At 61.2% G+C, this 22,657-nt stretch carries 23 protein-coding genes and 1 tRNA gene; 9 read left to right on the top strand and 15 right to left on the bottom strand.

Annotation, left to right across the window (positions count from 1 at the left end; translation table 11 throughout):
* The first annotated feature begins 40 nt into the window (after positions 1 to 40).
* The 4 genes from AB4Z25_RS09215 (at position 41) to AB4Z25_RS09200 (ending at position 4,762) form a co-directional block, all read left to right on the top strand.
* Entirely contained in the window at positions 41 to 1,540 is a 1,500-nt protein-coding gene (locus AB4Z25_RS09215) for an inorganic phosphate transporter (protein WP_112538149.1), read from the top strand.
* A gap of 14 nt (positions 1,541 to 1,554) precedes the next feature.
* Positions 1,555 to 2,292: a 16S rRNA (uracil(1498)-N(3))-methyltransferase gene (locus AB4Z25_RS09210; protein ID WP_442207942.1), complete on the top strand. Its 738-nt coding sequence runs from the start codon at positions 1,555 to 1,557 to the stop codon at positions 2,290 to 2,292.
* A 149-nt stretch (positions 2,293 to 2,441) separates the two neighbouring features.
* Complete coding sequence (locus AB4Z25_RS09205) at positions 2,442 to 3,815, top strand: glutamate--cysteine ligase (RefSeq protein WP_442207941.1); 1,374 nt, start codon at positions 2,442 to 2,444, stop codon at positions 3,813 to 3,815.
* 83 nt (positions 3,816 to 3,898) lie between these two features.
* Positions 3,899 to 4,762, top strand: coding sequence for a DUF937 domain-containing protein (locus tag AB4Z25_RS09200; protein WP_112538152.1), 864 nt, complete (start codon positions 3,899 to 3,901; stop codon positions 4,760 to 4,762).
* Positions 4,763 to 4,850: 88 nt separating this feature from the next.
* On the opposite strand, the gene AB4Z25_RS09195 is transcribed toward AB4Z25_RS09200, so the two are convergent.
* Positions 4,851 to 5,150 (bottom strand): DUF1127 domain-containing protein, encoded by a 300-nt coding sequence (locus AB4Z25_RS09195; protein ID WP_112538153.1) that lies wholly within the window; start codon positions 5,148 to 5,150, stop codon positions 4,851 to 4,853.
* 203 nt (positions 5,151 to 5,353) lie between these two features.
* Between AB4Z25_RS09195 and AB4Z25_RS09190 the strand changes: the two genes are divergently transcribed.
* Positions 5,354 to 6,310 (top strand): LysR substrate-binding domain-containing protein, encoded by a 957-nt coding sequence (locus AB4Z25_RS09190; RefSeq protein WP_112387692.1) that lies wholly within the window; start codon positions 5,354 to 5,356, stop codon positions 6,308 to 6,310.
* Between the two features lie 3 nt (positions 6,311 to 6,313).
* Here the strand turns inward: AB4Z25_RS09190 and AB4Z25_RS09185 are convergent, their stop codons facing one another.
* The 4 genes from AB4Z25_RS09185 to AB4Z25_RS09170 form a co-directional block, all read right to left on the bottom strand.
* Positions 6,314 to 6,943, bottom strand: a complete 630-nt coding sequence (locus AB4Z25_RS09185; RefSeq protein ID WP_112538207.1) for a TetR/AcrR family transcriptional regulator — start codon at positions 6,941 to 6,943, stop codon at positions 6,314 to 6,316.
* Between the two features lie 200 nt (positions 6,944 to 7,143).
* Positions 7,144 to 8,019 (bottom strand): dienelactone hydrolase family protein, encoded by an 876-nt coding sequence (locus AB4Z25_RS09180; RefSeq protein WP_112538154.1) that lies wholly within the window; start codon positions 8,017 to 8,019, stop codon positions 7,144 to 7,146.
* A gap of 80 nt (positions 8,020 to 8,099) precedes the next feature.
* On the bottom strand, positions 8,100 to 8,519 hold the full coding sequence (locus AB4Z25_RS09175; protein WP_112513902.1) for an MAPEG family protein: 420 nt from the start codon (positions 8,517 to 8,519) through the stop codon (positions 8,100 to 8,102).
* A 107-nt stretch (positions 8,520 to 8,626) separates the two neighbouring features.
* Positions 8,627 to 9,382, bottom strand: a complete 756-nt coding sequence (locus AB4Z25_RS09170; protein WP_112538155.1) for an SDR family oxidoreductase — start codon at positions 9,380 to 9,382, stop codon at positions 8,627 to 8,629.
* A 98-nt stretch (positions 9,383 to 9,480) separates the two neighbouring features.
* On the opposite strand from AB4Z25_RS09170, the gene AB4Z25_RS09165 reads away from it, so the two are divergent.
* Complete coding sequence (locus AB4Z25_RS09165; RefSeq protein ID WP_112538156.1) at positions 9,481 to 10,395, top strand: LysR family transcriptional regulator; 915 nt, start codon at positions 9,481 to 9,483, stop codon at positions 10,393 to 10,395.
* Here AB4Z25_RS09165 and AB4Z25_RS09160 read toward each other — a convergent pair.
* Entirely contained in the window at positions 10,392 to 10,946 is a 555-nt protein-coding gene (locus AB4Z25_RS09160; protein WP_112538157.1) for a hypothetical protein, read from the bottom strand. The two genes, AB4Z25_RS09165 and AB4Z25_RS09160, sit on opposite strands and share 4 nt — an antisense overlap.
* 2 nt (positions 10,947 to 10,948) lie before the next feature.
* Positions 10,949 to 12,433 (bottom strand): IMP dehydrogenase, encoded by a 1,485-nt coding sequence (guaB, locus tag AB4Z25_RS09155; protein ID WP_112513905.1) that lies wholly within the window; start codon positions 12,431 to 12,433, stop codon positions 10,949 to 10,951.
* A gap of 297 nt (positions 12,434 to 12,730) precedes the next feature.
* Here guaB and AB4Z25_RS09150 point away from each other — a divergent pair, with 297 nt between their 5' ends.
* The gene (locus AB4Z25_RS09150; RefSeq protein WP_112513906.1) at positions 12,731 to 13,342 is read left to right on the top strand and encodes a hypothetical protein; all 612 of its coding nucleotides are present in this window, start codon (positions 12,731 to 12,733) and stop codon (positions 13,340 to 13,342) included.
* Positions 13,343 to 13,385: 43 nt separating this feature from the next.
* On the opposite strand, the gene AB4Z25_RS09145 is transcribed toward AB4Z25_RS09150, so the two are convergent.
* Complete coding sequence (locus AB4Z25_RS09145) at positions 13,386 to 14,375, bottom strand: MBL fold metallo-hydrolase (protein WP_112538158.1); 990 nt, start codon at positions 14,373 to 14,375, stop codon at positions 13,386 to 13,388.
* Positions 14,376 to 14,610: 235 nt separating this feature from the next.
* Between AB4Z25_RS09145 and AB4Z25_RS09140 the strand changes: the two genes are divergently transcribed.
* Entirely contained in the window at positions 14,611 to 16,035 is a 1,425-nt protein-coding gene (locus AB4Z25_RS09140) for a DHA2 family efflux MFS transporter permease subunit (protein WP_112513908.1), read from the top strand.
* 1 nt (position 16,036) lies between these two features.
* Here the strand turns inward: AB4Z25_RS09140 and AB4Z25_RS09135 are convergent, their stop codons facing one another.
* From AB4Z25_RS09135 to AB4Z25_RS09125, 3 genes are read right to left on the bottom strand one after another with little or no spacing between them, the layout of a single operon-like run.
* Positions 16,037 to 16,420 (bottom strand): VOC family protein, encoded by a 384-nt coding sequence (locus AB4Z25_RS09135; RefSeq protein ID WP_112538159.1) that lies wholly within the window; start codon positions 16,418 to 16,420, stop codon positions 16,037 to 16,039.
* A gap of 58 nt (positions 16,421 to 16,478) precedes the next feature.
* Positions 16,479 to 17,198 carry an RlmE family RNA methyltransferase gene (locus AB4Z25_RS09130; RefSeq protein ID WP_112538160.1) on the bottom strand — a complete coding sequence of 240 codons (720 nt, stop codon included), beginning with the start codon at positions 17,196 to 17,198 and terminating at the stop codon, positions 16,479 to 16,481.
* 7 nt (positions 17,199 to 17,205) lie between these two features.
* Positions 17,206 to 18,744 (bottom strand): Ppx/GppA phosphatase family protein, encoded by a 1,539-nt coding sequence (locus AB4Z25_RS09125; RefSeq protein WP_112538161.1) that lies wholly within the window; start codon positions 18,742 to 18,744, stop codon positions 17,206 to 17,208.
* A 245-nt stretch (positions 18,745 to 18,989) separates the two neighbouring features.
* Here AB4Z25_RS09125 and AB4Z25_RS09120 point away from each other — a divergent pair.
* Positions 18,990 to 19,063: transfer RNA gene (locus AB4Z25_RS09120), tRNA-Gln, on the top strand.
* Between the two features lie 510 nt (positions 19,064 to 19,573).
* On the opposite strand, the gene AB4Z25_RS09115 is transcribed toward AB4Z25_RS09120, so the two are convergent.
* The 4 genes from AB4Z25_RS09115 to AB4Z25_RS09100 form a co-directional block, all read right to left on the bottom strand.
* Positions 19,574 to 20,290, bottom strand: coding sequence for a DUF3800 domain-containing protein (locus tag AB4Z25_RS09115; protein WP_442207940.1), 717 nt, complete (start codon positions 20,288 to 20,290; stop codon positions 19,574 to 19,576).
* Positions 20,291 to 20,559: 269 nt separating this feature from the next.
* A complete protein-coding gene (locus tag AB4Z25_RS09110) occupies positions 20,560 to 21,606 on the bottom strand; it encodes a GH25 family lysozyme (RefSeq protein WP_112538162.1) in 1,047 nt (348 codons plus the stop codon).
* Positions 21,607 to 21,826: 220 nt separating this feature from the next.
* A complete protein-coding gene (locus AB4Z25_RS09105) occupies positions 21,827 to 21,988 on the bottom strand; it encodes a DUF1328 domain-containing protein (RefSeq protein ID WP_112387679.1) in 162 nt (53 codons plus the stop codon).
* Positions 21,989 to 22,082: 94 nt separating this feature from the next.
* Positions 22,083 to 22,622 carry a hypothetical protein gene (locus AB4Z25_RS09100; RefSeq protein WP_112538163.1) on the bottom strand — a complete coding sequence of 180 codons (540 nt, stop codon included), beginning with the start codon at positions 22,620 to 22,622 and terminating at the stop codon, positions 22,083 to 22,085.
* Positions 22,623 to 22,657: the final 35 nt, after the last annotated feature.

Raw genomic sequence — 22,657 nt, 5'->3', positions numbered from 1 at the left:
GAATGACAGCGTTAAAGCAGGATTCCTTCCAGGAAAGAGCATGGCCGAGAAGACACCTGTCCTTACAAAACGCACGCTCGACAAGGACCTCGACAAATATAGCCATGTCGAGGATGCCTCGAAGTTCGTTGCACGCAAGCTGATCGCGCCGGGCATCGGCCTGGTGTTCCTCGGTCTCGCGATGCTGTTTGCCGGGGTCTACGTCTTCGACCGGCCGAGTGCGGTGCTGATCATCGCCGCTGCCGCGCTTGCCGCCTACATGGCGATGAATATCGGCGCGAACGACGTGACGAACAATGTCGGCGCCGCCGTCGGTGCACGCGCAATGACGATGGCGCAGGCGCTGGTGATTGCCGCGATCTTCGAGATCCTGGGCGCTACGATCGCGGGCGGCGAAGTGGTGAAGACCATTTCGTCCAGCATCGTCGATGCCGTGCAGGTTCCGGAAGGATTACTTGCCTGGATCATGATGGCGGCGCTCATGGCGGCCGCGTTGTGGATCAACCTCGCGACCTGGCTCAACGCACCTGTTTCCACCACCCATGCGATCGTCGGCGCGGTCATCGGCGCCGGCATCGCTGCCGTGGGCCCGGAGCCGGTCAACTGGCGGGTGATGGCGGAAATCTCGTCGAGCTGGGTGACGTCGCCGATCATCGGCGGGGTGATCGCCGCCGGCCTGCTGTTCCTCGTCAAGACCTTTGTCATCTACCGCGACGACAAGATCGCGGCGGCCCAGCGCTGGGTGCCTGTGCTGATCGCGGCAATGGCCGGCGCATTTACGGCCTATATGATCCTGCAACTCACGACACCGGACCGTTTTCCGGCAACGACGGTGCTGGCCTATGGGCTGGCGACAACCGTTGTCTGCTGGCTCATCGCCCGGCCGATCGTACGCCGCCAATCCGAGGGGCTCGAGAACCGCAACAGCTCGTTGCGCATCCTCTTCAAATATCCGCTGATCGGCTCTGCTGCCCTGCTCTCCTTCGCCCATGGCGCCAACGACGTTTCGAACGCGGTCGGCCCGCTTTCGGCAATCGTGCGCTCGACGACGCTTCTGCCTGTTCACGGGGAGATCGCCCCGCCGCTCTGGGTGATGCTGATCGGCGCTCTTGGCATCTCAGTCGGTCTGCTGCTGTTCGGCCCGCGCCTGATCCGTCTCGTCGGCGAGCAGATCACCAAGCTCAATCCGATGCGCGCCTATTGCGTGGCGCTGTCGACCGCCTTTACGGTCATTCTTGCCTCCTGGTTCGGCCTTCCGGTCAGCACGACGCATATCGCAGTCGGCTCGGTCTTCGGCGTCGGCTTCTTCCGCGAATGGTACACCCGCAACTCGAAGCGCCGCATCGCCTATATGCGCCATAAGGCGGAGAGCTGGGCGATCGACGAACCGGCCGATCCGAACGTCCATGAAACCCGCCGCCGCTATCTGGTGCGCCGGTCGCATTTCATGACGATCATCGCCGCCTGGGTGATCACCGTTCCGGCCTCGGGCGCGCTTGCGGCGCTGCTCTATTGGGTTATGTTCGCCCTCTTCGTTTGACCGGGAAATCTAGAATGCGCGCCAATTTCCGCATGCAGCGGCTGTTCATCGACGCACCGCTTGCCACTAACGCCGCCGTCGAAGCCAGCTCCGACCAGTATAATTACCTGGCGAATGTGCTGCGCCTGACCGACGGCGCGGAGATTCTCGTTTTCAACGGCCGGGATGGGGAATGGAAAGCCACCCTCGCCTTCCCGACCCGCAAGCGCATCCTGCTGAAACCGGTCGAACAGACGCGGCCTCAGCCGGCGCCATCCGATCTTCACTATCTCTTCGCGCCGCTGAAAGTGGGGCGGCTGGACTATCTGGTGCAGAAGGCGGTGGAGATGGGAGCCGGCGTTCTGCAGCCGGTCATGACCCAGCATGTGCAGGGCAAGATCACCAATCTCGACAAGCTCAGGGCCAACGTCATCGAGGCGGCCGAGCAATGCGGCATTCTCGGCATTCCCGATGTCGCCGAACCCGTGAGACTTTTCGATCTTCTGGACGGCTGGAAGGCCGATCGGCGGATCATCTATTGCGACGAGGGCGATGCCGGGCAGAATCCGCTGCCGCTGCTCTCGGCGATCACCGAAAGGAAGCTCGCGCTTCTGGTCGGCCCGGAAGGCGGATTTTCGGAAGAGGAGCGCACCCGGCTGCGCAGCCTCGATTTCGTCACCGCCATCCCACTCGGCCCGAGAATCCTGCGTGCGGATACCGCTGCGGTGGCGGCAATGGCCGTCATCCAGGCAGCGATCGGCGACTGGAATTAACCTTGCGCCTATTCACTCAAGATACAGGATGCTATTTTTTTGAACCGGCGTTGAAAGAATTTCACTTGCAACATACCTGAGAGCGGTCCTAATCACCCTTCCATTGCCGCGCCCAAAAGGCGTTCCCCCAGAATACAGGTTAGATTTGCATGGCTCGCGACACCACCGACCAGACACCGCTCTCTTCGGTTCAGGAGCTGACCGATTATCTTGCTGCGGGGAACAAGCCGACGGAAAAATTCCGCATCGGCACCGAGCATGAGAAGTTCGCCTTCTTCCGCGCTGACAACAGCCCCGTTCCCTATGCCGGCGATGCCAGCATTTCCGCGCTGTTGAAGGGCCTGCAGGAACGTTCCGGCTGGGAGCCGATCATGGACGGTGAGAATATCATCGGCCTTGGCGAACAGCACGGAATGGGCGCGATCTCGATCGAGCCCGGCGGCCAGTTCGAACTGTCGGGTGCTCCGCTCGAAACCATTCACGAGACCTGCAGAGAATCCAACCAGCATCTCGCCGTCCTGCGCGAGATCGCCGAGCCGATGGGCATCCGCTTCCTCGGCATCGGCGGCAGCCCGAAATGGACACTGGCGGAAACGCCGCGCATGCCGAAATCCCGTTACGACATCATGACCCGCTACATGCCGAAGGTCGGCAGCAAGGGTCTCGACATGATGTACCGGACCTGCACGATCCAGGTGAACCTCGACTTCTCTTCCGAGGCCGACATGCGCAAGAAGATGCGCGTTTCGATGAAGCTGCAGTCGTTCGCGACTGCGCTCTTTGCCTCCTCGCCGTTTACCGAAAACAAGCCGAACGGCCTGCTCTCCTGGCGCGGCGACATCTGGACGGATACCGACAACCGCCGCTCGGGCCCGCTCGATTTCACCTTCCGCGACGATTTCGGCTTCAAGGACTATGCCGAATGGGCGCTCGACGTGCCGATGTATTTCATCGTCCGCGACGGCCGCTACAAGGACTGTACCCACGTCACCTTCCGCCAGTTCATGAACGGCGCTCTGAAGAGCGAGATCAAGGACTGGGAGCCGACGATGGGCGACTGGACCAACCATCTCTCGACGCTGTTCCCCGACGTGCGCCTGAAGCGTTTCCTGGAAATGCGCGGCGCCGATGGCGGCCCGTGGCGCCGGATCTGTGCGCTGCCCGCCTTCTGGGTCGGCCTGCTCTATGATGAAGCGGCGCTCGAAGCTGCCGACCAGTTTACCAAGGACTGGACGTTCGAAGAGGTCGTGGCCCTGCGCAATGCCGTGCCGGCCGAGGGCCTGAAGGCTTCGTTCCGTGGCCATGCCTTGTTCGACGCAGCGAAGGATGTGCTCGCCATTTCCAAGGCCGGCCTGAAGTCGCGCAATCGCCTCAACAAGGAAGGCCAGGACGAAACGATCTTCCTGTCGCCGCTCGATGAGGTGATGGCCAAGAAGGCGACGCTCGCGGAAGACCTGCTCGCCCGCTTCAACGGCCGTTGGAACGGCTCGGTCGAACCTGTCTTCGAGGAATATCAGTACTAAGGTCTCCGGCAAAAAGCCGTTTGCGCATTCCTATTTCCGTTTATAGTAGCGATTCAACGCACTAAACAGCGGAAGGACTGCCCATGCTGCCACTCTTCGACATGATGATGCAGGCGCAGAATGGCGCGGCGATGGATGCCATCGCCAAGCAGTTCAACCTTGCGCAGGAACAGGCGACCAAGGCGATGGCTGCGCTGATGCCGGCCTTCTCCGCCGGACTGAAACGCAGCACAAGCAATCCCTATGATTTCATGGGGCTGATGCAATCGGTTTCCTCGGGAAATTACGGCAAGTATTTCGAGGACATGAGCAAGGCCTTCACGCCGCAGGGCGTGACCGATGGCAACAATGTCCTCGCACAACTGTTCGGCTCTCAAGAGGTCTCCCGTGCCGTCGCGGCTCAGGCGGCACAGATGACCGGCATCGGCCAGGAGATCTACAAGCAGATGCTGCCCGTGATCGCCAGCACGCTGATGGGCGGGCTGTTCAAGCAGTCGATGGGTCAGATGTCATCGCCGGTCAATCCCTTCGTCAACACGGCGATGGGCGAGACGATACAGACATGGCTGGAGAGCACCGGTTTTGCGCCGAAGCAGAAGGCAGCACCCGAACCCAGCATCTTCGACAATCCCTTCACGCAGGCGATGCAGCTGATGTTCAGCGTGCCGAAGCCTGAACCGGAGAAGGCCGCAGCCAATCCATTTCTCGACAATCCCTTCGCCAAGGCATTCCAGGACATGATGGCGGGGATGAACCAGCCGCAGCAACCGACCAAGGCGCCGGAGCCTCCGAAAGACCAGGCGAAGGAGCAGACGGCGGGTTACATGGATATGCTGAACACCATGTTTGACAGCGGGCTGGAAGTGCAGAAGAACTATCAGAAGAACCTGGAATCGATCTTCGACGCCTACCGCCCGAAAGCACCCTCCCCCTCCTCCAAACCATAAAAAAACCCGGAGACGGCTTGGGAAAGCGGTCACCGGGTTAAGAGGCAGGGCTATTGGCTATCACCCTGCGGGGAAAAAGGGTCCGCTCCTAATCGATATAGGAGCGGAAGATCGACAGGCGCCAGCGGCGGCGGGCGGAGTCGGTCAGCTGCGGTGACGGGTCCTCGAAGAAGGTCGATGTCAGCAAGGCGGAGGCGATATCGGCGCGGGTCAGGCCGATATCCCGCAACTGATAGTCATCGAGTTCCGTAAGGCCGTTGATTGCTCTGCGATTGCGGTAGCCGCGAAAGAGAGCAGCGAGCGGCGCAAGGATGCCGGCAAGGCGTGCGGACACGCTCACAGGCTGCTTGGCACAGTCGAGTTCTAAAGTCTGGTCAATCACGCGCATCGAACTCTCCTTTCTTTCGGGCGCAACAACCCACCCCTCCCGCGAGGTCGAGCGGGAAGGCATGCGGGCTGGAACTCAAGGCGGACAGAAGGGTCTCTGTCCTTCACTTTGCTTGATTTGCACGCTGAAGATGCCAAAGGCCTATTGATCAGTCCAACGAATGTTTCTAATGGTTATTATCAGAGATCGTTATAGGTGAGCCCATGTCAGCGCCTCTTGATATTGACCAGTTGCAGACCTTCATCGCCATCGTCGATTCCGGCAGCTTCACCAAGGCGGCAGATCGCGTCTACAAGACGCAGTCGGCGGTCTCGATGCAGATGCGGCGTCTGGAAGAGCGGATCGGCAAGCAGCTTTTCATCAAGGACGGCCGCGGCAACCGGCTGACGGCCGAGGGCGAGAAGCTGCTCAACTACGCGCGGCGGATCATCCGCCTGAATAACGAGGCGATGGCGGCCTTCGACGACAACCGTCTCGAAGGCATGCTGCGCATCGGCACGCCTGATGACTATGCCGACCGCTACATGCCTGAGATCATCGGCCGTTTCGCCAAGACGCATCCGAATGTCGAGCTCTATATCGTCTGCGAGCCATCGGTGGATCTTGCCGAGCGCATGCACAAGGGCGAGCTCGATATCGCGCTCGTCACCCATAACCCGCGCGAACGCATGTCGGATGTGGTCAGAACCGAACCGCTCTGCTGGGTCGGCTCGGCCAACCATCCGATCCGTGACGACGCGCCGGTGCCGCTTGCCGTCGGCCGCCGCGACTGCCAGTGGCGCCAGCTTGCCTGCTCGGCGCTCGATGCCGTCGGACGCGAGCATCAGATCCTGTTCACCAGCTGGTCCTGCACGGTCGTTGCCGCTGCCGTGCTGGCGGGCATGGCCGTCTCGGTGATGCCGGAATCGGCGCTGAGAACCGGCATGAAGGTGCTCAGCCAGGCAGACGGCTTCCCCGCCCTGCCCCCGGTTCAGATCGGCATCATGAAGCGTCCTGGCGTTTCGATCTCGCTGATGAATGCGATCACGGCCCACATCACGGCCTGCCTCGACAACATCACGCCTGCTGTCGTCGACGACAATCTGGAAGCCGATCTGAAGACCGCCTATGCGCGGAACTACCCGCGGCTGAAGGCTGCCAACATGGTGCCGAGCTGGTAAGTTTCAGCTTGCCTTGGAGAAGAGCGAAGCGCGGATCACGCGCTTCCACTCGCCGAGCATGCGCAGCGCCAATTCTTCCTCGCTCTTGACCGCAAGACGGATCGAGGCGCCAATCAAGTGGCTGAAGAGATAGGTGCGTGCCTGCATGTCGATCGCTTCGAGTTCCGGCGCTACTCGCTTGACGGCTTCGTAGAAGATATCGGCAACCCGATTGCTGTGATCGATGTTCAACCGCAACAGATCCTGATCGGTTTCGGTGCCCATCCAGACGCCGAGATAGGTCGGGTCGTTGCGATAGGCATCGTAGTACCAGTCGATCATCCCCTCGATGAGATGAAGGGCGTCTTCCAGTGAGTGGACATTGGCGAAGACCTGCGCGGTCTTGGCCTGTACCTCGCTGGCATGACGATCGAACAGCGCTTTGACAATCGCCGCCTTTTCGGGAAAGTACTGATAGACTGAGCCGATCGGCACCTTGGCGGCGACGGCGAGCTCGGTCATGCGCATGGCGCTGACACCCTTTTCGGCAATGAGCTCGGCGGCGGCCGAGAGGATGAGGTCGAAACGCTGAATGCTGCGCTCCTGCTTCGGTTTCCGGCGCAGGCCGATGCGATCCACATTGTCTATGCTCATGCCGACCCGCCCCCACAGCTTATTCTTGAGCGGCGGCAGCTGTCTCAAACCGGCGCATCCGAGCGATATGGCATGCAGGTCTTCATGCGCCGTGAAGGGAAAACTTCGCATTTTATCGAACTGTCAAACTCGACAAAAATCGGAGCAAAATGCCCCGATTTTTCATGTCTAACCCTGTGGATGACTTGGCAGCCGAAAGATCAGGCCAGGTTCTTCTTGAGGAAATCCACGGTGCGGCTCCAGGCCAAATCAGCAGCCTTCTTGTCATATCGCGCAGACGACGTATCGTTGTTGAACGCGTGATTGACGCCATCATAGACGAAGATCTGGAAATTCTTGCCGTTGGCCTCCAGCTCCTTCTTGTAGGCATCGATGCCGGCATTGATGCGATCGTCGAGACCGGCATAGTGCAGCATCAGCGCCGCCTTGATACCGCGCACCTGATCCGCCTTCGGCTGGGCGCCATAATAGGCGACACCCGCCTTGAGCTCCGGCGATTTGGTGGCGAAGTTGTTGACCGTGCCGCCGCCCCAGCAGAAGCCGATGGCGCCGACATTGCCGTTCGCATTGGGCAGCGTCTGCAGATATTTCAGCGTCGCTTCGGCATTAGCCGCCGTGGCTGCGGCATCGAGCTTGCCGAAGAGCTCGCGGGCCTGATCCTCGTTTTCAGGCGTGCCGCCGAGCGGCGATAGAAAATCGGGGGCCAGCGCGATGAAGCCTTCCAGAGCCATGCGGCGGGCGACATCGCGGATATGCGGGTTGAGGCCGCGGTTCTCATGAATGACGATGACGCTGCCGATCTTGCCAGATGTGGCCTTCGGCTCGACGAGATACCCCTTCATCTCGCCGCTGCCGCCCGGATAAGTCACGTCTTTCGCCGTCAGCCGCCCGTCGCCGGCCGGCACCATTTCGGCTGCGGCCTTGTTTGCCGCCAGCATCGGAGCGATGACGGCGGCGGCGCCTGCGGATCCGGCAAGCTTCGTCAGCTTGTCCATGAAGCCGCGGCGGTCCAATGTCAGATGTGTGTATTCATCATAGGCGCTGATCATCGCCTGTGTGATTTCCGGCTTGTCCATATCGATCTCCTCTTCCCTACCCGGGCCATGCCCGAGCAGGAAGATAGGTCAGCGCAAAACAAGCGGTGTACAAATATGCGTTACCCGCTGAAGGCCATCCAGCCGATCAGCCAACCCCACATGCCGAGCAGAGCGGCGCAGCCGAGCGCAAAGAGCGGGCTGCGGATGCGCATGTTGTTGCTGGTCACGTGAACATAGGCGTGTGCGTAGCGCAGCACGACGAAGAGCCAGGCGAGCACGAGCGACGGAAGATTATCGGCCTCGGTGATGTAGAGGAGCACGCAGCAGACATAGAAGAGAACCGGCAGCTCGAACTGATTGGCGATGCTGTTCTTGACAAAAAGGCTCTCGGGCGGCTCATCCCGGTTTTCGCGGTATTCGGAAATCCTGATCTTGCCCTGCCTCACCATCCGGCGGCGGCGGTAGCCGAGCAGGCCGTAAAGGATGAAGACCAGGACGACTTGGCCGACGATCGGCCAGAAGATCTCGAAACCGGTCATATGGGCATTTCCTTTCCGCTTCTTTCAAATTTTTCAGAGCAGTAAAGGAAAAGGAAAGCGCTTGCCAGAGGAATGCCCGCCGCGAAAAGACGCAGCGGGCCTGAGGTTCAGACTTGGGCGATACCGCCATCAGCAAAGAGCTCGGCACCGGTGACGAAGCTCGAGTCGTCGGAGGCGAGGAAGAGTGCGGCAGCGGCGATCTCATCTGCATGGCCGACGCGGCCCATCGGGACCTGACCGGCCAGAAGATCGAGCAAGCCCTGCTGCTGCGCCTTGTCCTGACCGGCAAGTTCGACGAGACCGGTGGTCTCGGTCGGGCCGGGGCTCAGCGTATTGATGCGGATGCCGCGATCCTTGAGGTCGAGGATCCAGTTGCGCGAGAAATTGCGGATCGCAGCCTTGGAAGCGGCATAGACGCTGAAGGCTGGCGTCCCGGTCGATCCTGCCGTCGAGCCGGTGAGGATAACGGAAGAGCCCTTGGCGAGCAGCGGCAGCGCCTTCTGCACGGTGAAGAGCACGCCCTTCACATTGCGGCCGAAGGTATCGTCATACTGCTCCTCGGTGATTTCGCCGATCGGTGCGAAAGAGCCGCCGCCGGCATTGACGAACAGCACATCGATGCGGCCGGCCTCAGCCTTCACCTGCGCGTAGAGCCTGTCGAGATCGGCAAGCTTTGCCGAGTCGGCCTGAATACCGGTGGCATTGCCGCCGATTTCGGCGACGGCCTTCTGCAGCACATCGGCACGGCGGCCGGTGATAAAGACGCGTGCGCCTTCGGCGGCGAAACGTTTGGCGGTGGCAAGGCCGATGCCCGAGGTGGCGCCGGTGATGACGGCAATCTTTCCATTCAGTCTCTGGGTCATATCAGTCGTCTCCTTGTGTTCGACTGATGATGAGATATGGACGACCAGATCATTTCGGAATAGAAAGAAATGAAAGTCATCCTTGCAGATTTGAAACGATGAAATTGCCCGATTTCGAAGGCCTCGCGATGTTTGCCAAGGTGGCGGAAGAGCGCTCTTTTGCCCGCGCGGCAAAGACGCTCGGCGTCTCGGTTGCCACCGTCTCGCGCGGTGTCGCAAGGCTGGAAGAACGGCTCGGCGCGCGGCTCTTCAACCGCACCTCCAGGCAGCTCTCGCTGACCGAGTTCGGAGCACGGCTCGCCGACCGGGCAACGCGCATCTATTGCGAAGCAGAAGAGATGGAGAATGCCGCCCGCGAACTCTCCAGCCGTCCGCGCGGGCTGATCCGGCTGGCTGTGCCGATGTCCTTCGGCCTGCGCTGGGTGGCGCCGATCCTGCCCGATTTCTTCGAGCAATATCCTGACATCAGCATCGACCTGCATATGAGCGATGCCAGCGTCGATCTCGTCGGCGACGGCTTCGATGCGGCGCTCAGGATCGCCGTGCTGCCCGACTCATCGCTGGTCGCGCGGCGGCTGGCGCCGGTTGCGCCGTTCATTCTGGCCGCACCCGCCTACCTTGAGAAATACGGCTGCCCCGACCATCCACGCGATCTCGCCGCCCATCATCTGCTCGGCTACTCCTACCGGCCGAAGCAGGATGTCTGGCGCCTGAAGAACCGGCAGGGCGATGAGGAATATGTGACGCCTAGCGGGCCGTTGAGGGCGACCAATTCCGAAGCTCTGGTGCCGCTTGCGCTGCGCGGTCTCGGGATCTGCGAACTTCCGGAATTCCTGGCCAGCGAATATCTGGCGGACGGGCGGCTGAAGGCGATCCTGCAGGACTGGACGCTGCCGAGCGGGGCGCTCTATTTCGTCACGCCATCGGCGCGGGCACGCCCGGCGAAGATCGAGGCACTGTCGGAATTCATGATTGCGCGGCTTTCTAACCCGCCCTGGCGCTGGCCGCGCTAGGCTTCGTCCTTCGGCCCGAAACGGATCAGCGCGAAGCGGATGATGGCGATCACGGTGACGGCGAGCGAGGCGAATTTCAGCTTGGTCAGCCAGGGCAGGATGGTGACCGCGGTGGTCGAAGACGGGCTGCCGCCGAAGGCAATCAGGCTGGATATGTTTTCGGCATAATCGGAAAACGCATAGATGAGCGGCAATGCCAGGACGGCTTTTACAAGGGCCGGGTGAACCGGCTTGCCGAAATATCGCCCTGTCGTCTCGAGCTTGAGGATGAGGCTCAGGAGTAGCATCGCCAGCAAGGCGGGAAACACCAGCTCGGGGCCGAGATACATGGAACGGAGAATTCCATAGGCGGCAGCATTGTCCTTCAGCAAGGACTGCATGGCCGCGACAGTCGCCTCGTCATAGCCTGCGACATAGGTATCGAGCATGGCGCGGCCGGTTTCGTGCTGAAAGGGCAGGACGAAACCGAAGAGCGCCCAGCCAAAAGCGGCAATGCAGAGAACGGCGAGCAGCCCGATGATGCGGAGCGGTATCCGGCTGCCCGCTGTCATTATCAGACGCCGGAGCCCGGATAGTTCGGGCTTTCGCGGGTGATCGTCACGTCATGCGGATGGCTTTCGCGCAGACCGGCACCGGAAATGCGCACGAAGGTGGCGCGTTCCTGGAACTCCTTGAGGTCCTTGCCGCCGACATAACCCATGGCAGCCTTCAGGCCGCCTGCGAGCTGGTGGAGCACACCCGATACCGGACCCTTGTAGGGAACCTGGCCCTCGATACCCTCAGGCACGAGCTTCAGCGTGTCGCGGACTTCGGCCTGGAAGTAGCGGTCAGCCGAGCCGCGGGCCATGGCGCCGACGGAGCCCATGCCACGATAGGCTTTGAAGGAACGGCCCTGGTAGAGGTAGACTTCACCCGGGCTTTCGTCGGTGCCGGCGAGCAACGAGCCGATCATGACGGCCGATGCGCCCGAGGCGATCGCCTTGGCAACGTCGCCGGAGAACTTGATGCCGCCATCGGCGATCACAGGGACGTCCTGCGCCTGCGCTGCTTCGACAGCCGACATGATGGCTGCGAGCTGCGGAACGCCGACACCGGCGACGATACGCGTCGTGCAGATCGAACCCGGGCCGATACCGACCTTGACCGCATCCGCACCGGCATCGATCAGCGCCTTGGTGCCATCAGAGGTGGCGACGTTGCCGGCCATGACGCGAACCGAGTTGGACAGCTTCTTGACGCGCGCCACGGCATTGAGAACGCCCTGCGAATGACCGTGGGCGGTATCGACGACCAGAAGGTCGACGCCGGCTTCGATCAGGCGCTCGGCACGCTCGAAACCGTCATCACCGACGCCGACGGCAGCGGCAGCGCGAAGACGGCCCTGCGCATCCTTCGAAGCGTTCGGGTTCAACTGAGACTTCTCGATATCCTTGACGGTGATCAGACCGACGCAGCGGCCTTCGCCATCGACGACCAGCAGCTTTTCGATGCGGTGCGCGTGCAGAAGGCGCTTGGCCTCCTGCTGATCGACATTTTCCTTGACGGTGATGAGGCCTTCGCGGGTCATCAGCTCGTAGATCTTCTGCGAAGGATCGGAGGCGAAGCGAACGTCGCGGTTTGTGAGAATGCCGACGAGGCGGCCGGACTTCTCAACGACCGGGATGCCGGAGATCGAGTACATCTTCATCAGGCCCAGCGCATCGGCGAGCGTCGCATCGGGGCCGATGGTGACGGGGTTGACGACCATGCCGCTTTCGAACTTCTTGACCTGGCGGACCTGCTCGGCCTGCTCGACAGGCGTCAGGTTCTTGTGGATGACGCCGAGGCCGCCGGCCTGGGCCATGGCGATCGCCAGACGGCTTTCCGTGACGGTGTCCATGGCAGACGAAATGATCGGGATATTCAGTTCGAAGTCGGTTGCGATACGTGTCGCGACGCTGGTCTGGCCCGGCAGAACTTCGGAATGACCGGGCTGCAACAGCACGTCGTCAAACGTGAGTGCGTCCAAACCGGTCGGCGTTTCAATGATGCGAGCCATGGCCAATTTCCTTCAAATAAGAAAAATGCGACCCCACCCGGAACGAATCGTCCGCACCGGCGGTGTGCAAGGGTTGCTTTGGAAGTTGGCGAGGGCTGGTAACACGTCTATGACAGGTTGGGAATAGCAAAACGCGAATGCCTGATGCGCGTCCAGGGAATAGGACGATGTGGCGCATTCTTAGGGCTGGCGGCCTTGTTTGCCGCTTTCGCGGCTCCCATGTCTCCACGGGCTGGACCGCATTCTTTTCAAGACGTCACACTTCCACCTTTCAACGGACCCTGGAGCCTGCACGCCGTGAACACCTCCTGCACCTGCACATCCTCCGATACTTTCCTGTTTCTGCGCGCCTGGTTGCGAAATCCGCTGCGCGTCGCCTCCGCCATTCCGTCGGGCCACTCACTGGCCCAGCTGATTACCCAGGAGATCGATCCGGCGGCCGGGCGCGTCATCGAGCTCGGGCCGGGCACCGGCGTCTTCACGCGCGCCCTGCTCGGCCGCGGCGTTTCCGAGAGCGATCTGGTGCTGATCGAGAAAGGCCGGGAATTTACCGGCATGCTGGCAGAGCGATTTCCGCAGGCGGCGATCGTGGAAAGCGATGCGGCGAAGATCGGCCAGCTTGAGCTTGGCGGCCCTGCGGGCGCCGTCGTCAGCGGGTTGCCGTTGCTCTCCATGCCACCGCGCCAGGTGATGGCGATCCTGGCCGGTGCCTTCAGGCATCTCGGCAATCAGGGCAATTTTTACCAGTTCACCTATGGGCCGCGCTGCCCGGTGCCGAGGCCGATCCTCGACCGGCTGGGTTTGAAGGCGGTGTTCGTGGGACGAACGATCCAGAATTTTCCGCCGGCAGCGGTCTACCGCATTTCCCGGCGCAATCCGCTGGCCTTCTGGCAGCGCAGCGCTCTTTGATATCAACGGGGAGCGGCAAGCACCGCTCCCCCTCTTCTCTTCGTCAGATATCGAACTGATAGCTCTTCGGGACGAAGCGGTAGCCAGCCCCCTGCTTCTCGACGAAACCGACCGCCGGGAACGGCATGTGATAGCCGAGGAAAGCGATCTTGTCGGTGGCGATCAGGTCGAACACCTTCTTGCGCGAGGCGGCGGCCTCGGCCTTGTTCATGTCGAAGCGCACTTCCCATTCCGGATGCAGCAGCGACAGGATGTAATGGTTTGCCGTATCGCCTGTGAAGACCAGCTGCTTGTTGTCGGACTGCGCATGGAAGACCATGTGGCCGGGCGTATGGCCGGGCGCCAGCATCGCGGTGATGCCGCTGACGACGGAATCGCCTTCCTTGATGAAGGTGGTCTTTTCGGCAAAGGGCACGACATTGGCGAGAACCGCCTTGTGCCCACCTTCGGCAGGCGTGCCCTCGCGGGCCTTGTCGGTCCAGAAATCGTATTCCGCCTGACCGGCGACATAGCGAGCATTCTTGAAGGCTGGCGCGCCGTTCTCCATCATGCCGCCGATATGGTCGCCGTGCATGTGGGTCAGCGCCACGACGGTGACGTCATCAACGCTGTAGCCCGCAGCCTTCAGGCCATCCTGCAGCTTGCCCATGCCACGCTCCCGGCCGCCGGCACCGAAGCCGGTATCGACGAGGATCACATCGGAACCGGTGTCGATGATTGCGGGCGAATAGCTGTTCACGAACTTGTCGGCAGGCAGGAAGTTTTCGGTGAGCAGCGCCTTCACTGCTTCCGGGTCCTGATTGGTGCCGAAGGTTTCGAACGGCTTCTCCAGTACGTTGCTGCCGTCGCGGACGGCGGTGATCTTGAAGGAACCCAGCTTGAATTGATTGATCTCTGGCAATGCTGTCGTCATCTTTGCTTTATCTCCGGTCTCGGCCGCCTGGGCCGGTATTCTCAAAATGGCCGGCGCCGCCAGCAGGCCAAGACCTGCGGCAAAAAGCGTGCGCCGCTTCATCCCCAATGAAACTGCCATATATCCATCCTCCGGCAACGTGCGATCTCTATTCGCACTCATCCCCACGTGCTTGCCGGGCATTTCTGGCCGCGGCGGCGTAAGCATATGTCAATGTTGAAAGGAGAAGTTGTCGAACAAGCCGTCTCACGCAGACGTGAAGCGGATGTGTAGACTTCAGCATTTCCGGGATTGGCAGAGACCGAGCCCGGGACTAAACAGCAGCCGCCCCCAAGACCATTCAAGGCTTTCGCCTATGAACCGCATCGTTCCGCTGATCCTTGCCGTCGCGCTCTTCATGGAGCAGATGGATTCGACCGTTATCGCAACCGCACTCCCGGCGATCGCCAATGACCTGCATGTCAACCCGATCACCCTGAAGCTGGCGCTGACCTCCTACATGGTATCGCTTGCCGTCTTCATTCCGATCAGCGGCTGGATGGCCGACAGGTTCGGCGCCAAGAATATCTTCCGGCTGGCCATCTGCGTTTTCGTCGTCGGCTCGATCTTCTGCGCCAGTTCGTCCAATCTCGTCGAATTCGTCTTCGCCCGCTTCCTGCAGGGTATCGGCGGCTCGATGATGACCCCGGTCGGCCGCCTCGTGCTGGTGCGAACGACGCAGCGCAGCGATCTTGTCTCTGCCATGGCGCTGCTCACCATTCCGGCGCTGGTGGGCCCGCTGGCCGGACCGCCGCTCGGCGGTTTCATCACCACCTATTTCAGCTGGCACTGGATCTTCCTCATCAATGTTCCGGTCGGCGTCATCGGCGTGTGGCTGGCGACCATCTTCCTGCCGCATGTCGAGGCAACGCGGCCACCGAAACTCGATGTCATCGGGTTTATCCTGACATCCGTTTCCGCGGCTGGCGTCGTCTTCGGCCTTTCGGTCGTCAGCCTGCCTGCGCTGCCGCCGGTCATTGGCATCACGGCGACAATCGTCGGTCTCATCTGCGGCTGGCTTTACGTCCGCCACGCCCGAAGCCACCCGGCGCCGATCCTGAACCTCGACCTCTTCAAGAACGCCACCTTCCGCGCCTCGACCACGGGCGGCACGCTGTTTCGCATCTGCGTCGGCGCCATGCCATTCCTGACACCGCTGATGCTGCAGCTCGGCTTCGGCCTGACGCCGTTTCAATCCGGCCTCATCACCTTCTCGGGGGCGATCGGGGCGATCACCACCAAGTTCATGGCGCGCCGCGTCTTTGCCGCCGCCGGTTTCCGCTCGACGCTGCTGACTGCGGCGTGCGTGACGACCGTTGTCACCGCCGCAACGGGCTTCTTCACGCCGGAGACCCCGCATCTGGCGATCGTCATCATTCTGCTGATCGGCGGCTTCTCGCGATCGTTCATCTTCACCGGCATCAATGCGCTGGCCTTTGCCGACATCAAGGATTCGGAGGCCAGTCAGGCGACGTCGATGAGTTCGGTGATGCAGCAGATCAGCCTGGCGCTCGGCGTTTCCGTTGCCGCCATGATCCTGGAAACCTGCATCTATTTCCGCGGCGAAGCGCTGCAGGTGGCCGATTTCCACGTCGCCTTCTACGTCATCGCCGCGCTGACGCTCATCGCGATGATCCCGTTCATCCGCATGGACAGGAATGCCGGGGCCGTGGTCTCCGGCCATCGTGGCAAGCCGATCACGCCTGCCGCCATCGAGGCCGAGCAGCAGGCGGTGAAATAGCCTATTCCGGCAACTCGCAGACGGCGCTGAGCTTGTTGCCGTCAGGATCCCTGACATAGGCGGCGTAGAAATTGTCGTGGAACGGGCGAAGGCCCGGTTCGCCTTCGTCCTTGCCGCCAGCGGCGATCGCCGCCGCGTAGAAGGCATCGACATCGGCCCGGTTCGCCGCAGACAGTGCGGCCATCGTGCCATTGCCATTCGACGCGCGGCGCCGGTTGAACGGTGTGACCACCCAGAGCCGGCAGCGGGTATCGCCATCGGCCGAATAGCCGATTTCTTCTTCCGAATAGCGCTGGCAGCGATAGCCGAGCGGCGGCATGATGGCATCATAGAAATGCCGTGCCCGCTCGATGTCATTGGTTCCGAGGGTCAGATAGAGAAGCATGGGTCTGTGATATTCCAAGTCTTGGGACTGTCATAATCGCCCCAGTTCACCTGAAAGATCAAGCTTCCGTAACGTCAACCTGTTTTTGACGGCCTTTGAAGCCCTTGGCGAGCAGGAACATCTCGACCGATTCGGCGCGCGACGATGCCGGCTTGACGTGGACGACCTGCTTGAAATGCTGCTTCAGCATGGTCAAGAGCTCGCGCTCGGTGCCGCCCTGGAAGGTCTTGGTCAGAAAGTGACCGCCTTCACCCAGCACCTCGATGGCGAAATGCGCTGCGACCTCGCAGAGATGCATGGTGCGCAGGTGATCGGTGCGGTGATGGCCGGTGGTCGGCGCCGCCATGTCGGAGATGACGAGATCGGGCGTGCCGCCGACGGCTTCCATCAGCGCTTCAGGCGCCGATGGATCCAGGAAGTCGAGCTGCAGAACCTTGACGCCCGGAAGCTGCGTCATTTCCAGGAAGTCGATGGCCGCGACGCGGATATCCTCGTCGGTCGAACCGGTGACCTTGGCGGCGATCTGCGACCAGCTGCCCGGAGCGGCGCCCAGATCGATGATGCGGCGGGCGCCCTTGAGGATGTTGTACTTCTCGTCGATCTCCAGCAGCTTGAAGGCCGCGCGGGCGCGATAGCCCTCGAGCTGCGCGCGCTGCACATAGGGATCGTTGATATGGCGCTGCAGCCACTGGCGCGACGACGCCTTCATCTTCTTGTTCTTGACGCGCTGGCCGAGCTTGCGGCCGGTGCGGTTGCCCGCAATGGGTGCCTTGGTCATTGTTCTCTTACCTTCCACGCTGGCCGCGGCGATTGCGGTGACGGCGCCAGACGCCATCATCCGCCATCATGTCGGTCAACAGGCCTTCCCTCAAGCCGCGATCGGCAACGCGCATGCGCGGGCTCGGCCAGCGGCGGCGGATGGCTTCCAAAATGGCGCAACCGGCCAGAACCAGATCGGCCCGGTCGGGGCCGATGCACGGATTGGCGGCGCGGCTTGCAAAATCCCACGACAGGAGCTTCGCCTGCATGGCCGAAACTTCGTCATCCGACAACCAGATACCATCCACCTTGCGGCGGTCATAGCGCGGCAGATCGAGATGGACGCCGGCAAGCGTCGTCACCGTGCCCGATGTGCCGATCAGATGGAAATCGGTCGACTGGGCAACCTCGATATCGGGGCAATCGAAACCGGAGAGCATGCCCGCGACTTCGCTGACCATGCCTTCGAAGACATCAGGCGTCACGTCCCTGCCGCCATGGCGCTCGGACAGCGTGACGACGCCGACCGGCAGCGAGGTCCAGTGGGTGATGTGATTCGCGAGACGGCTGAATCGGTTTTCGCCGATGCGGATGACGGCGATCTCGGACGAGCCGCCGCCGATATCGAACAGCACGACTGAGCGGGTTTCACGCCCGACAAGCGACGAGCATCCGGAGACCGCAAGCCGGGCTTCGGTTTCGCGGTCGATGATTTCGAGATCCAGACCGGTTTCGGCAACGACGCGCTCCAGGAACGCTTCGCCGTTCGATGCCTGGCGGCAGGCTTCGGTGGCGATCAGCCGCATACGGCGGATTTCGCGGTTCTTCAATTTGCCGGCGCAGACGCGAAGCGCATCGACGGCGCGATCCATCGCTTCGTCGGAGAGACGGCCGCTGGCCGCCAGCCCCTCGCCGAGGCGGACGATACGCGAGAAGGCATCGACGACGCGGAACTGGCCGGGGCGTGTCGGCTGGGCAATCAGCAGGCGGCAATTGTTGGTGCCGAGGTCGAGCGCTGCATAGAGCTCGTCCGGCCAGGCATGTTCGAAGCCGTGATGCTCGCGTTCGCCGGCGCGATGCGGGCGCGGCTGGTCGCCGCTTCGTGCATCGGCGTGGCTGTTCGCCCGGGCGGAGGGCTGATTTGCAGCAGACGATGGCTGGGAAGCGGTCTTCTCCGGCGTCAGCGGACGGCCCTGAAGGCCGCGCTTGCCACGGTGCTTGCGCCGGTTGCGGCGCGAGGCATGCTCCGAATCGCCAGCCGGGTTGGCCGCACCATCGGCAACCTTCTGATGCTGAACGGAGGCCTGCGGCGCCGCGCCGGTCTGCGGCACAGTATTGCCACGGCGGCGGCGCTTGCGCTTGCGGGACGGATTCCCTGCGGTGTTTTCCGTTGGGCGCGCAGCGTCTCCAGAGGGTCCGGAGGCGGTCTGCGAAGCGGCCTGGGGCGCGTTGCGGTTCTGGCCGCCACGTTTTCCCTTGCGGCGCCTGGACTTTTTACCGTCCTTGCGCTGTGCCGCTGGCGCCCCGTCAAATTGCGGCTTGGCGCCGCCTTCGGGGTCTTCCACGTTGTTTTTCCACGCGCCGCGCAAGGCCTGAACGGTATGCTGCTGGCGCTCATTAGATTTTTGCGTTGCCGCAAGAATACCAGCGCATGCCAAAATCACCAAATTCTTTTTGAAAACAGTTTTAGAAGCCCCTGAAACGCATCATCCACATGCCCTGAAATTTTTTCAAAACAGCTATTTGCATTCCGCCGCGATTTGGTTATAAGCCCCGCACGACAGCGAAGCGGCCGACGCGCCGCTCCTGCTGGGGAATAGTTCAATGGTAGAACGACGGACTCTGACTCCGTTAATCTTGGTTCGAGTCCAGGTTCCCCAGCCAAATTTTCTTCTAGTCGTTGGCAATTCGTGTTCGAAGAGTATTTCCAATTTGGAAGTTTATTCTAACTTCGAGCTTCCCGAGCGACACGTCTTGGGAGTTTATGCGCGTAGGACGGATGTAAGGAATATCCGGTTCGGACGACCCATAGACTGAGCGCGATGCCGCAGAGGTGACAGAGGAACTTGCTAGGCTAGATATTCGAAACTGACTTGTCGTTAACAAAACGTCATTTTGAGAACTCGGATAAAATTCCTAGAATAATAGGCGGTAGGTTCGCCGAAGTATCCTGATGCCTAGGTATCTTATTCGGGGTATGGCTGCACTGAGGTAGCCTGCAAGCGCCGAACGAAACGGGAATCGGGGCCTACCACCTTTTTACGAAATGATAGCCGTAGTAACGGAATATTTTCTTCTGATCTTCGGAAATGCCTGCGCTCCAATCGGGCGTCGGCTGTAAGATTACGCTATAATCTCGTCTTTCTCCGTGTGCGTCGAACGCCAATCGATCTTCTAGAGCAATCGCATATTTGGGCTCGCACGGCCCGTATCTAAGTTATCTACGGCTTGGTAAAACGCGCTCGCCACTACATCCGCGAGCTGGAGGCCTGCCCGTTTGTAATGCGGGAAATGTTCAACTAATTTAAAACTCATCACCTCCCATCGCGGCACTCTTTTATTCAACATCATGCTGCCACCGCGCGACTGGTATTTCAGGAGTTCATGATAAGCGGCGGTCTGGCTATAAGAATGTCCTCCCGTCTGCGAAAAGACAAACTTGACATGACGGCGAACCAATCCATTCCGGACGGCATATCGAAAACAGTAATCGGTAACGCGTTCGATCAGCAGTCGCACAAGCCAATTATAAAACCATTGCCTTGATCCGGCTTTTTCTGCCCGCTCATTGCGGTATCCGCGCATGTTCTTCTTGTTTGATGCAACCACAAACAGGCGAACCGGTCGCTGACTGAGATCCGCGCACACGGCTAGTTTCTGAGAATCAGTCAAATCTTTGAAATGAATGATCTGGCTATTAGCACTGCCGATCGTTTGCAGTACCTCAGATACCCAGGCTTTTAGGTCGTCGTCATAGCGCCGACGCACTAGCACAGCCGAAATGGTCATCCATTCGGTGCTGCCAACCTGATCGAGCGGCCGTACCCGCTTGAGGCCAGGGTCTCCCGCTTCGTCGATGTATGCCACAAATTCGTAATCCGGATCGCTCAAAGTCAGCCCTCAATCGACGTTGCCACGCGTCGAACTGTCGAATCAGAGGATATGGAAAACTATTACTGGTTGAAATAGCGAGAAGGATGATGCGCTCCCACTTATCCGGCCTCGAGCGCGACGACGTCCATGGCATTGTCAGTCTCTTCACGAATTCGGCCGTAGGCAGCAGCAGGATAAACCGACGGCCGGCGCAACCGATACTTCGACATCGATTTTGCTGGGTGATTGGGGAGGAACAGTCCTCATAGAAAACTGGCCGTCCCCCCTCACCCCTCCCGAGGCGCCGCGAACTCATGCCACTCCGCTTCCGACCCATGGAACACGTTCAAATCGATCTTGCCCTGAACGCCCTGGGAGAGCCCTGAACCCGAATACTGCCAGAGCATCCACCGGCGGCCGGGATAGACTTGGGCCGGGTGGGCGGCGACGGAGCGGAGCCAGAAGGGGTGGCTCGGGAACTGGCCGCGCAGGTTGTCGCGGTAGAAATCGGGCGCCGTGTAGATGATCGGGCGCTTGCCGTAGTAGCGCTCCAGCTTGTCCATGAAGACCTGCATCTTTTCGACGACGCGCTCCGGTGACGGGCGGCGCTTGCAGCTGGATTCGCCGTTCCACTCGACGTCGATAACAGGCGGCAGGGCGTCAGGATCGCGCGGCACGTTGCGCATGAACCAGTCGGCCTGTTCGCCGGCGGTGCGGCACCAGTAGAAGAAGTGATAGGCGCCGCGCTTCATGCCTGCGGCCTTGGCGCGCTGCCAGTTGGTGCGGAACATCGGGTCGAGATGGTCGCCGCCGTCGGTGGCCTTGATATAGGCGAAGTTGGCGCCCTGGGTTCTGAGCGTCGCCCAATCGATATTGCCCTGCCAGCGCGAGACATCGACGCCGTGGACGGCGAGCTTGCGCGGTGAGGCGCGGCCGAAATTGATCGGCTTGGCATCGCGGAACTGATGGGCATAGATCCGCGAGCGAGTGCGCGGGGCAAAGGCGGGTTCGGCCATCGGCACCGGTGCCGCCATCAGCGCTTCCGGGCGCTCGGCGGGAACCGGCGCGCCGACGACGCGATTGACGGGCTCGAAGGCCTGCGGCTGCGGCACCTGGCCTGCCCAGGCCAGCTCTTCCTGATGCGGCATGGGAGCTGAGGGCGCGGCCTGCGCATAGACGGGCGCGGCCGAAACGGGCGCCGGTGGCGGGGACACCGAGCTCGTCGTTTCCTTCGACACTACGCCGGAAACCAGACCCTCGGGGGTCGTGCTGGATGCGCAGCCCGACACAGTCAGGCAGGCAAGAAAGATCGCAGGAACAGCCAAAAAACGCATGGAACCCGTACACAACACAGAAAACGACATTGGCTTCATCAGGCCCGAACGGGGCCGGAAGAATGGCTAACGGCAGTTTACCGGGAAATGTTGAATCCAATCTTTACGCCGGAATTTTCCGGGCGGGCGTGTCATTTTCGCACGCAAGCACTTGTTAAAGATACAGAAAACCCGGCGTTTCACCGCCGGGCCGGGATGCGATCCTGTTCGTTCGCTGCCGTCAGCGGCGCATCAAGCGCATGACGAGCGAGACGACGAAGAGAACCAGGAATATGAAGAAAAGAACCTGCGCGATGGACGCCGAAGCGCCTGCAATGCCGCCGAAGCCGAGCACGCCGGCAATCAGTGCCACGACGAGGAATACCAGAGCGTAATACAGCATGGCGATCTCCTATGCGTTGGACTGACATAATAACGGCCGCCCAAGGACTTAGTTCCATGGGCGGCCATTTCAGAATGAGATTTCGCGTGAGCTGTCAGCCGAAATTGAAGAGCGCGCGTTCGGCGCGGTCGCCCTGATCGGGCGCGGGCGGCTCGGCGGCATCCAGATAGAACTTGACCGGCGCCGTCAGCACGAACCAGACGCAGGCGCCGGCCATGAAGGCGTGTCCAACAGGATCGTCGCTGCCGGCGAGAAACGGCAGGCCGCCCGATACCGAAAGCACCGTCATGCGCAGCGACCATTCGGCCTCGCGCTTGGAAACGGCGCGGGCGCGAGCCGACTTGTATTGGCGGGCGTCATAGGGGTTGGATTTCTTCAGCCGCAGAAGCTTGCGCAGCGATGGTAGAGCGAGCGCCAGGAGGGCGGCGAGGCTGAGCGCCAGCGGCATGCCCGCGAGCCCATACCAGCAGCCTGCCGTCAGAAGCGAAATGACGATGAGATTCCAGACCGGCTCCAGCCGTTCCGGCGCCTGGCCGGTGCGGATATGCCATGCCCTGAGCACGCTCGCCGCGCCTTCCAGCAACGGCTCGTCGATATAACGATTGATCCAGTTCACGCTGATGCGCCCCTTCATTCGGAGAGGCTCACGCAAAACCACGCAAAATCGGC

This window comes from Rhizobium sp. RAF36, from assembly GCF_052114105.1.
Classification (GTDB): domain Bacteria; phylum Pseudomonadota; class Alphaproteobacteria; order Rhizobiales; family Rhizobiaceae; genus Rhizobium.
The sequence above is the reverse complement of the archived record's forward strand: the minus strand, read 5'-3'. Positions and strand labels throughout refer to the sequence as shown.

Excerpts from the sequence above, each read along its gene's own strand:
- AB4Z25_RS09215 (WP_112538149.1), top strand. The coding sequence starts at position 41 with ATGGCCGAGAAGACACCTGTCCTTACAAAACGCACGCTCGACAAGGAC.
- AB4Z25_RS09210 (WP_442207942.1), top strand. The coding sequence starts at position 1,555 with ATGCGCGCCAATTTCCGCATGCAGCGGCTGTTCATCGACGCACCGCTT.
- AB4Z25_RS09205 (WP_442207941.1), top strand. The coding sequence starts at position 2,442 with ATGGCTCGCGACACCACCGACCAGACACCGCTCTCTTCGGTTCAGGAG.
- AB4Z25_RS09200 (WP_112538152.1), top strand. The coding sequence starts at position 3,899 with ATGCTGCCACTCTTCGACATGATGATGCAGGCGCAGAATGGCGCGGCG.
- AB4Z25_RS09195 (WP_112538153.1), bottom strand. The coding sequence starts at position 5,150 with ATGCGCGTGATTGACCAGACTTTAGAACTCGACTGTGCCAAGCAGCCT.
- AB4Z25_RS09190 (WP_112387692.1), top strand. The coding sequence starts at position 5,354 with ATGTCAGCGCCTCTTGATATTGACCAGTTGCAGACCTTCATCGCCATC.
- AB4Z25_RS09185 (WP_112538207.1), bottom strand. The coding sequence starts at position 6,943 with ATGAGCATAGACAATGTGGATCGCATCGGCCTGCGCCGGAAACCGAAG.
- AB4Z25_RS09180 (WP_112538154.1), bottom strand. The coding sequence starts at position 8,019 with ATGGACAAGCCGGAAATCACACAGGCGATGATCAGCGCCTATGATGAA.
- AB4Z25_RS09175 (WP_112513902.1), bottom strand. The coding sequence starts at position 8,519 with ATGACCGGTTTCGAGATCTTCTGGCCGATCGTCGGCCAAGTCGTCCTG.
- AB4Z25_RS09170 (WP_112538155.1), bottom strand. The coding sequence starts at position 9,382 with ATGACCCAGAGACTGAATGGAAAGATTGCCGTCATCACCGGCGCCACC.
- AB4Z25_RS09165 (WP_112538156.1), top strand. The coding sequence starts at position 9,481 with ATGAAATTGCCCGATTTCGAAGGCCTCGCGATGTTTGCCAAGGTGGCG.
- AB4Z25_RS09160 (WP_112538157.1), bottom strand. The coding sequence starts at position 10,946 with ATGACAGCGGGCAGCCGGATACCGCTCCGCATCATCGGGCTGCTCGCC.
- guaB (WP_112513905.1), bottom strand. The coding sequence starts at position 12,433 with ATGGCTCGCATCATTGAAACGCCGACCGGTTTGGACGCACTCACGTTT.
- AB4Z25_RS09145 (WP_112538158.1), bottom strand. The coding sequence starts at position 14,375 with ATGGCAGTTTCATTGGGGATGAAGCGGCGCACGCTTTTTGCCGCAGGT.
- AB4Z25_RS09140 (WP_112513908.1), top strand. The coding sequence starts at position 14,611 with ATGAACCGCATCGTTCCGCTGATCCTTGCCGTCGCGCTCTTCATGGAG.
- AB4Z25_RS09135 (WP_112538159.1), bottom strand. The coding sequence starts at position 16,420 with ATGCTTCTCTATCTGACCCTCGGAACCAATGACATCGAGCGGGCACGG.
- AB4Z25_RS09130 (WP_112538160.1), bottom strand. The coding sequence starts at position 17,198 with ATGACCAAGGCACCCATTGCGGGCAACCGCACCGGCCGCAAGCTCGGC.
- AB4Z25_RS09110 (WP_112538162.1), bottom strand. The coding sequence starts at position 21,606 with ATGCGTTTTTTGGCTGTTCCTGCGATCTTTCTTGCCTGCCTGACTGTG.
- AB4Z25_RS09105 (WP_112387679.1), bottom strand. The coding sequence starts at position 21,988 with ATGCTGTATTACGCTCTGGTATTCCTCGTCGTGGCACTGATTGCCGGC.
- AB4Z25_RS09100 (WP_112538163.1), bottom strand. The coding sequence starts at position 22,622 with ATGAAGGGGCGCATCAGCGTGAACTGGATCAATCGTTATATCGACGAG.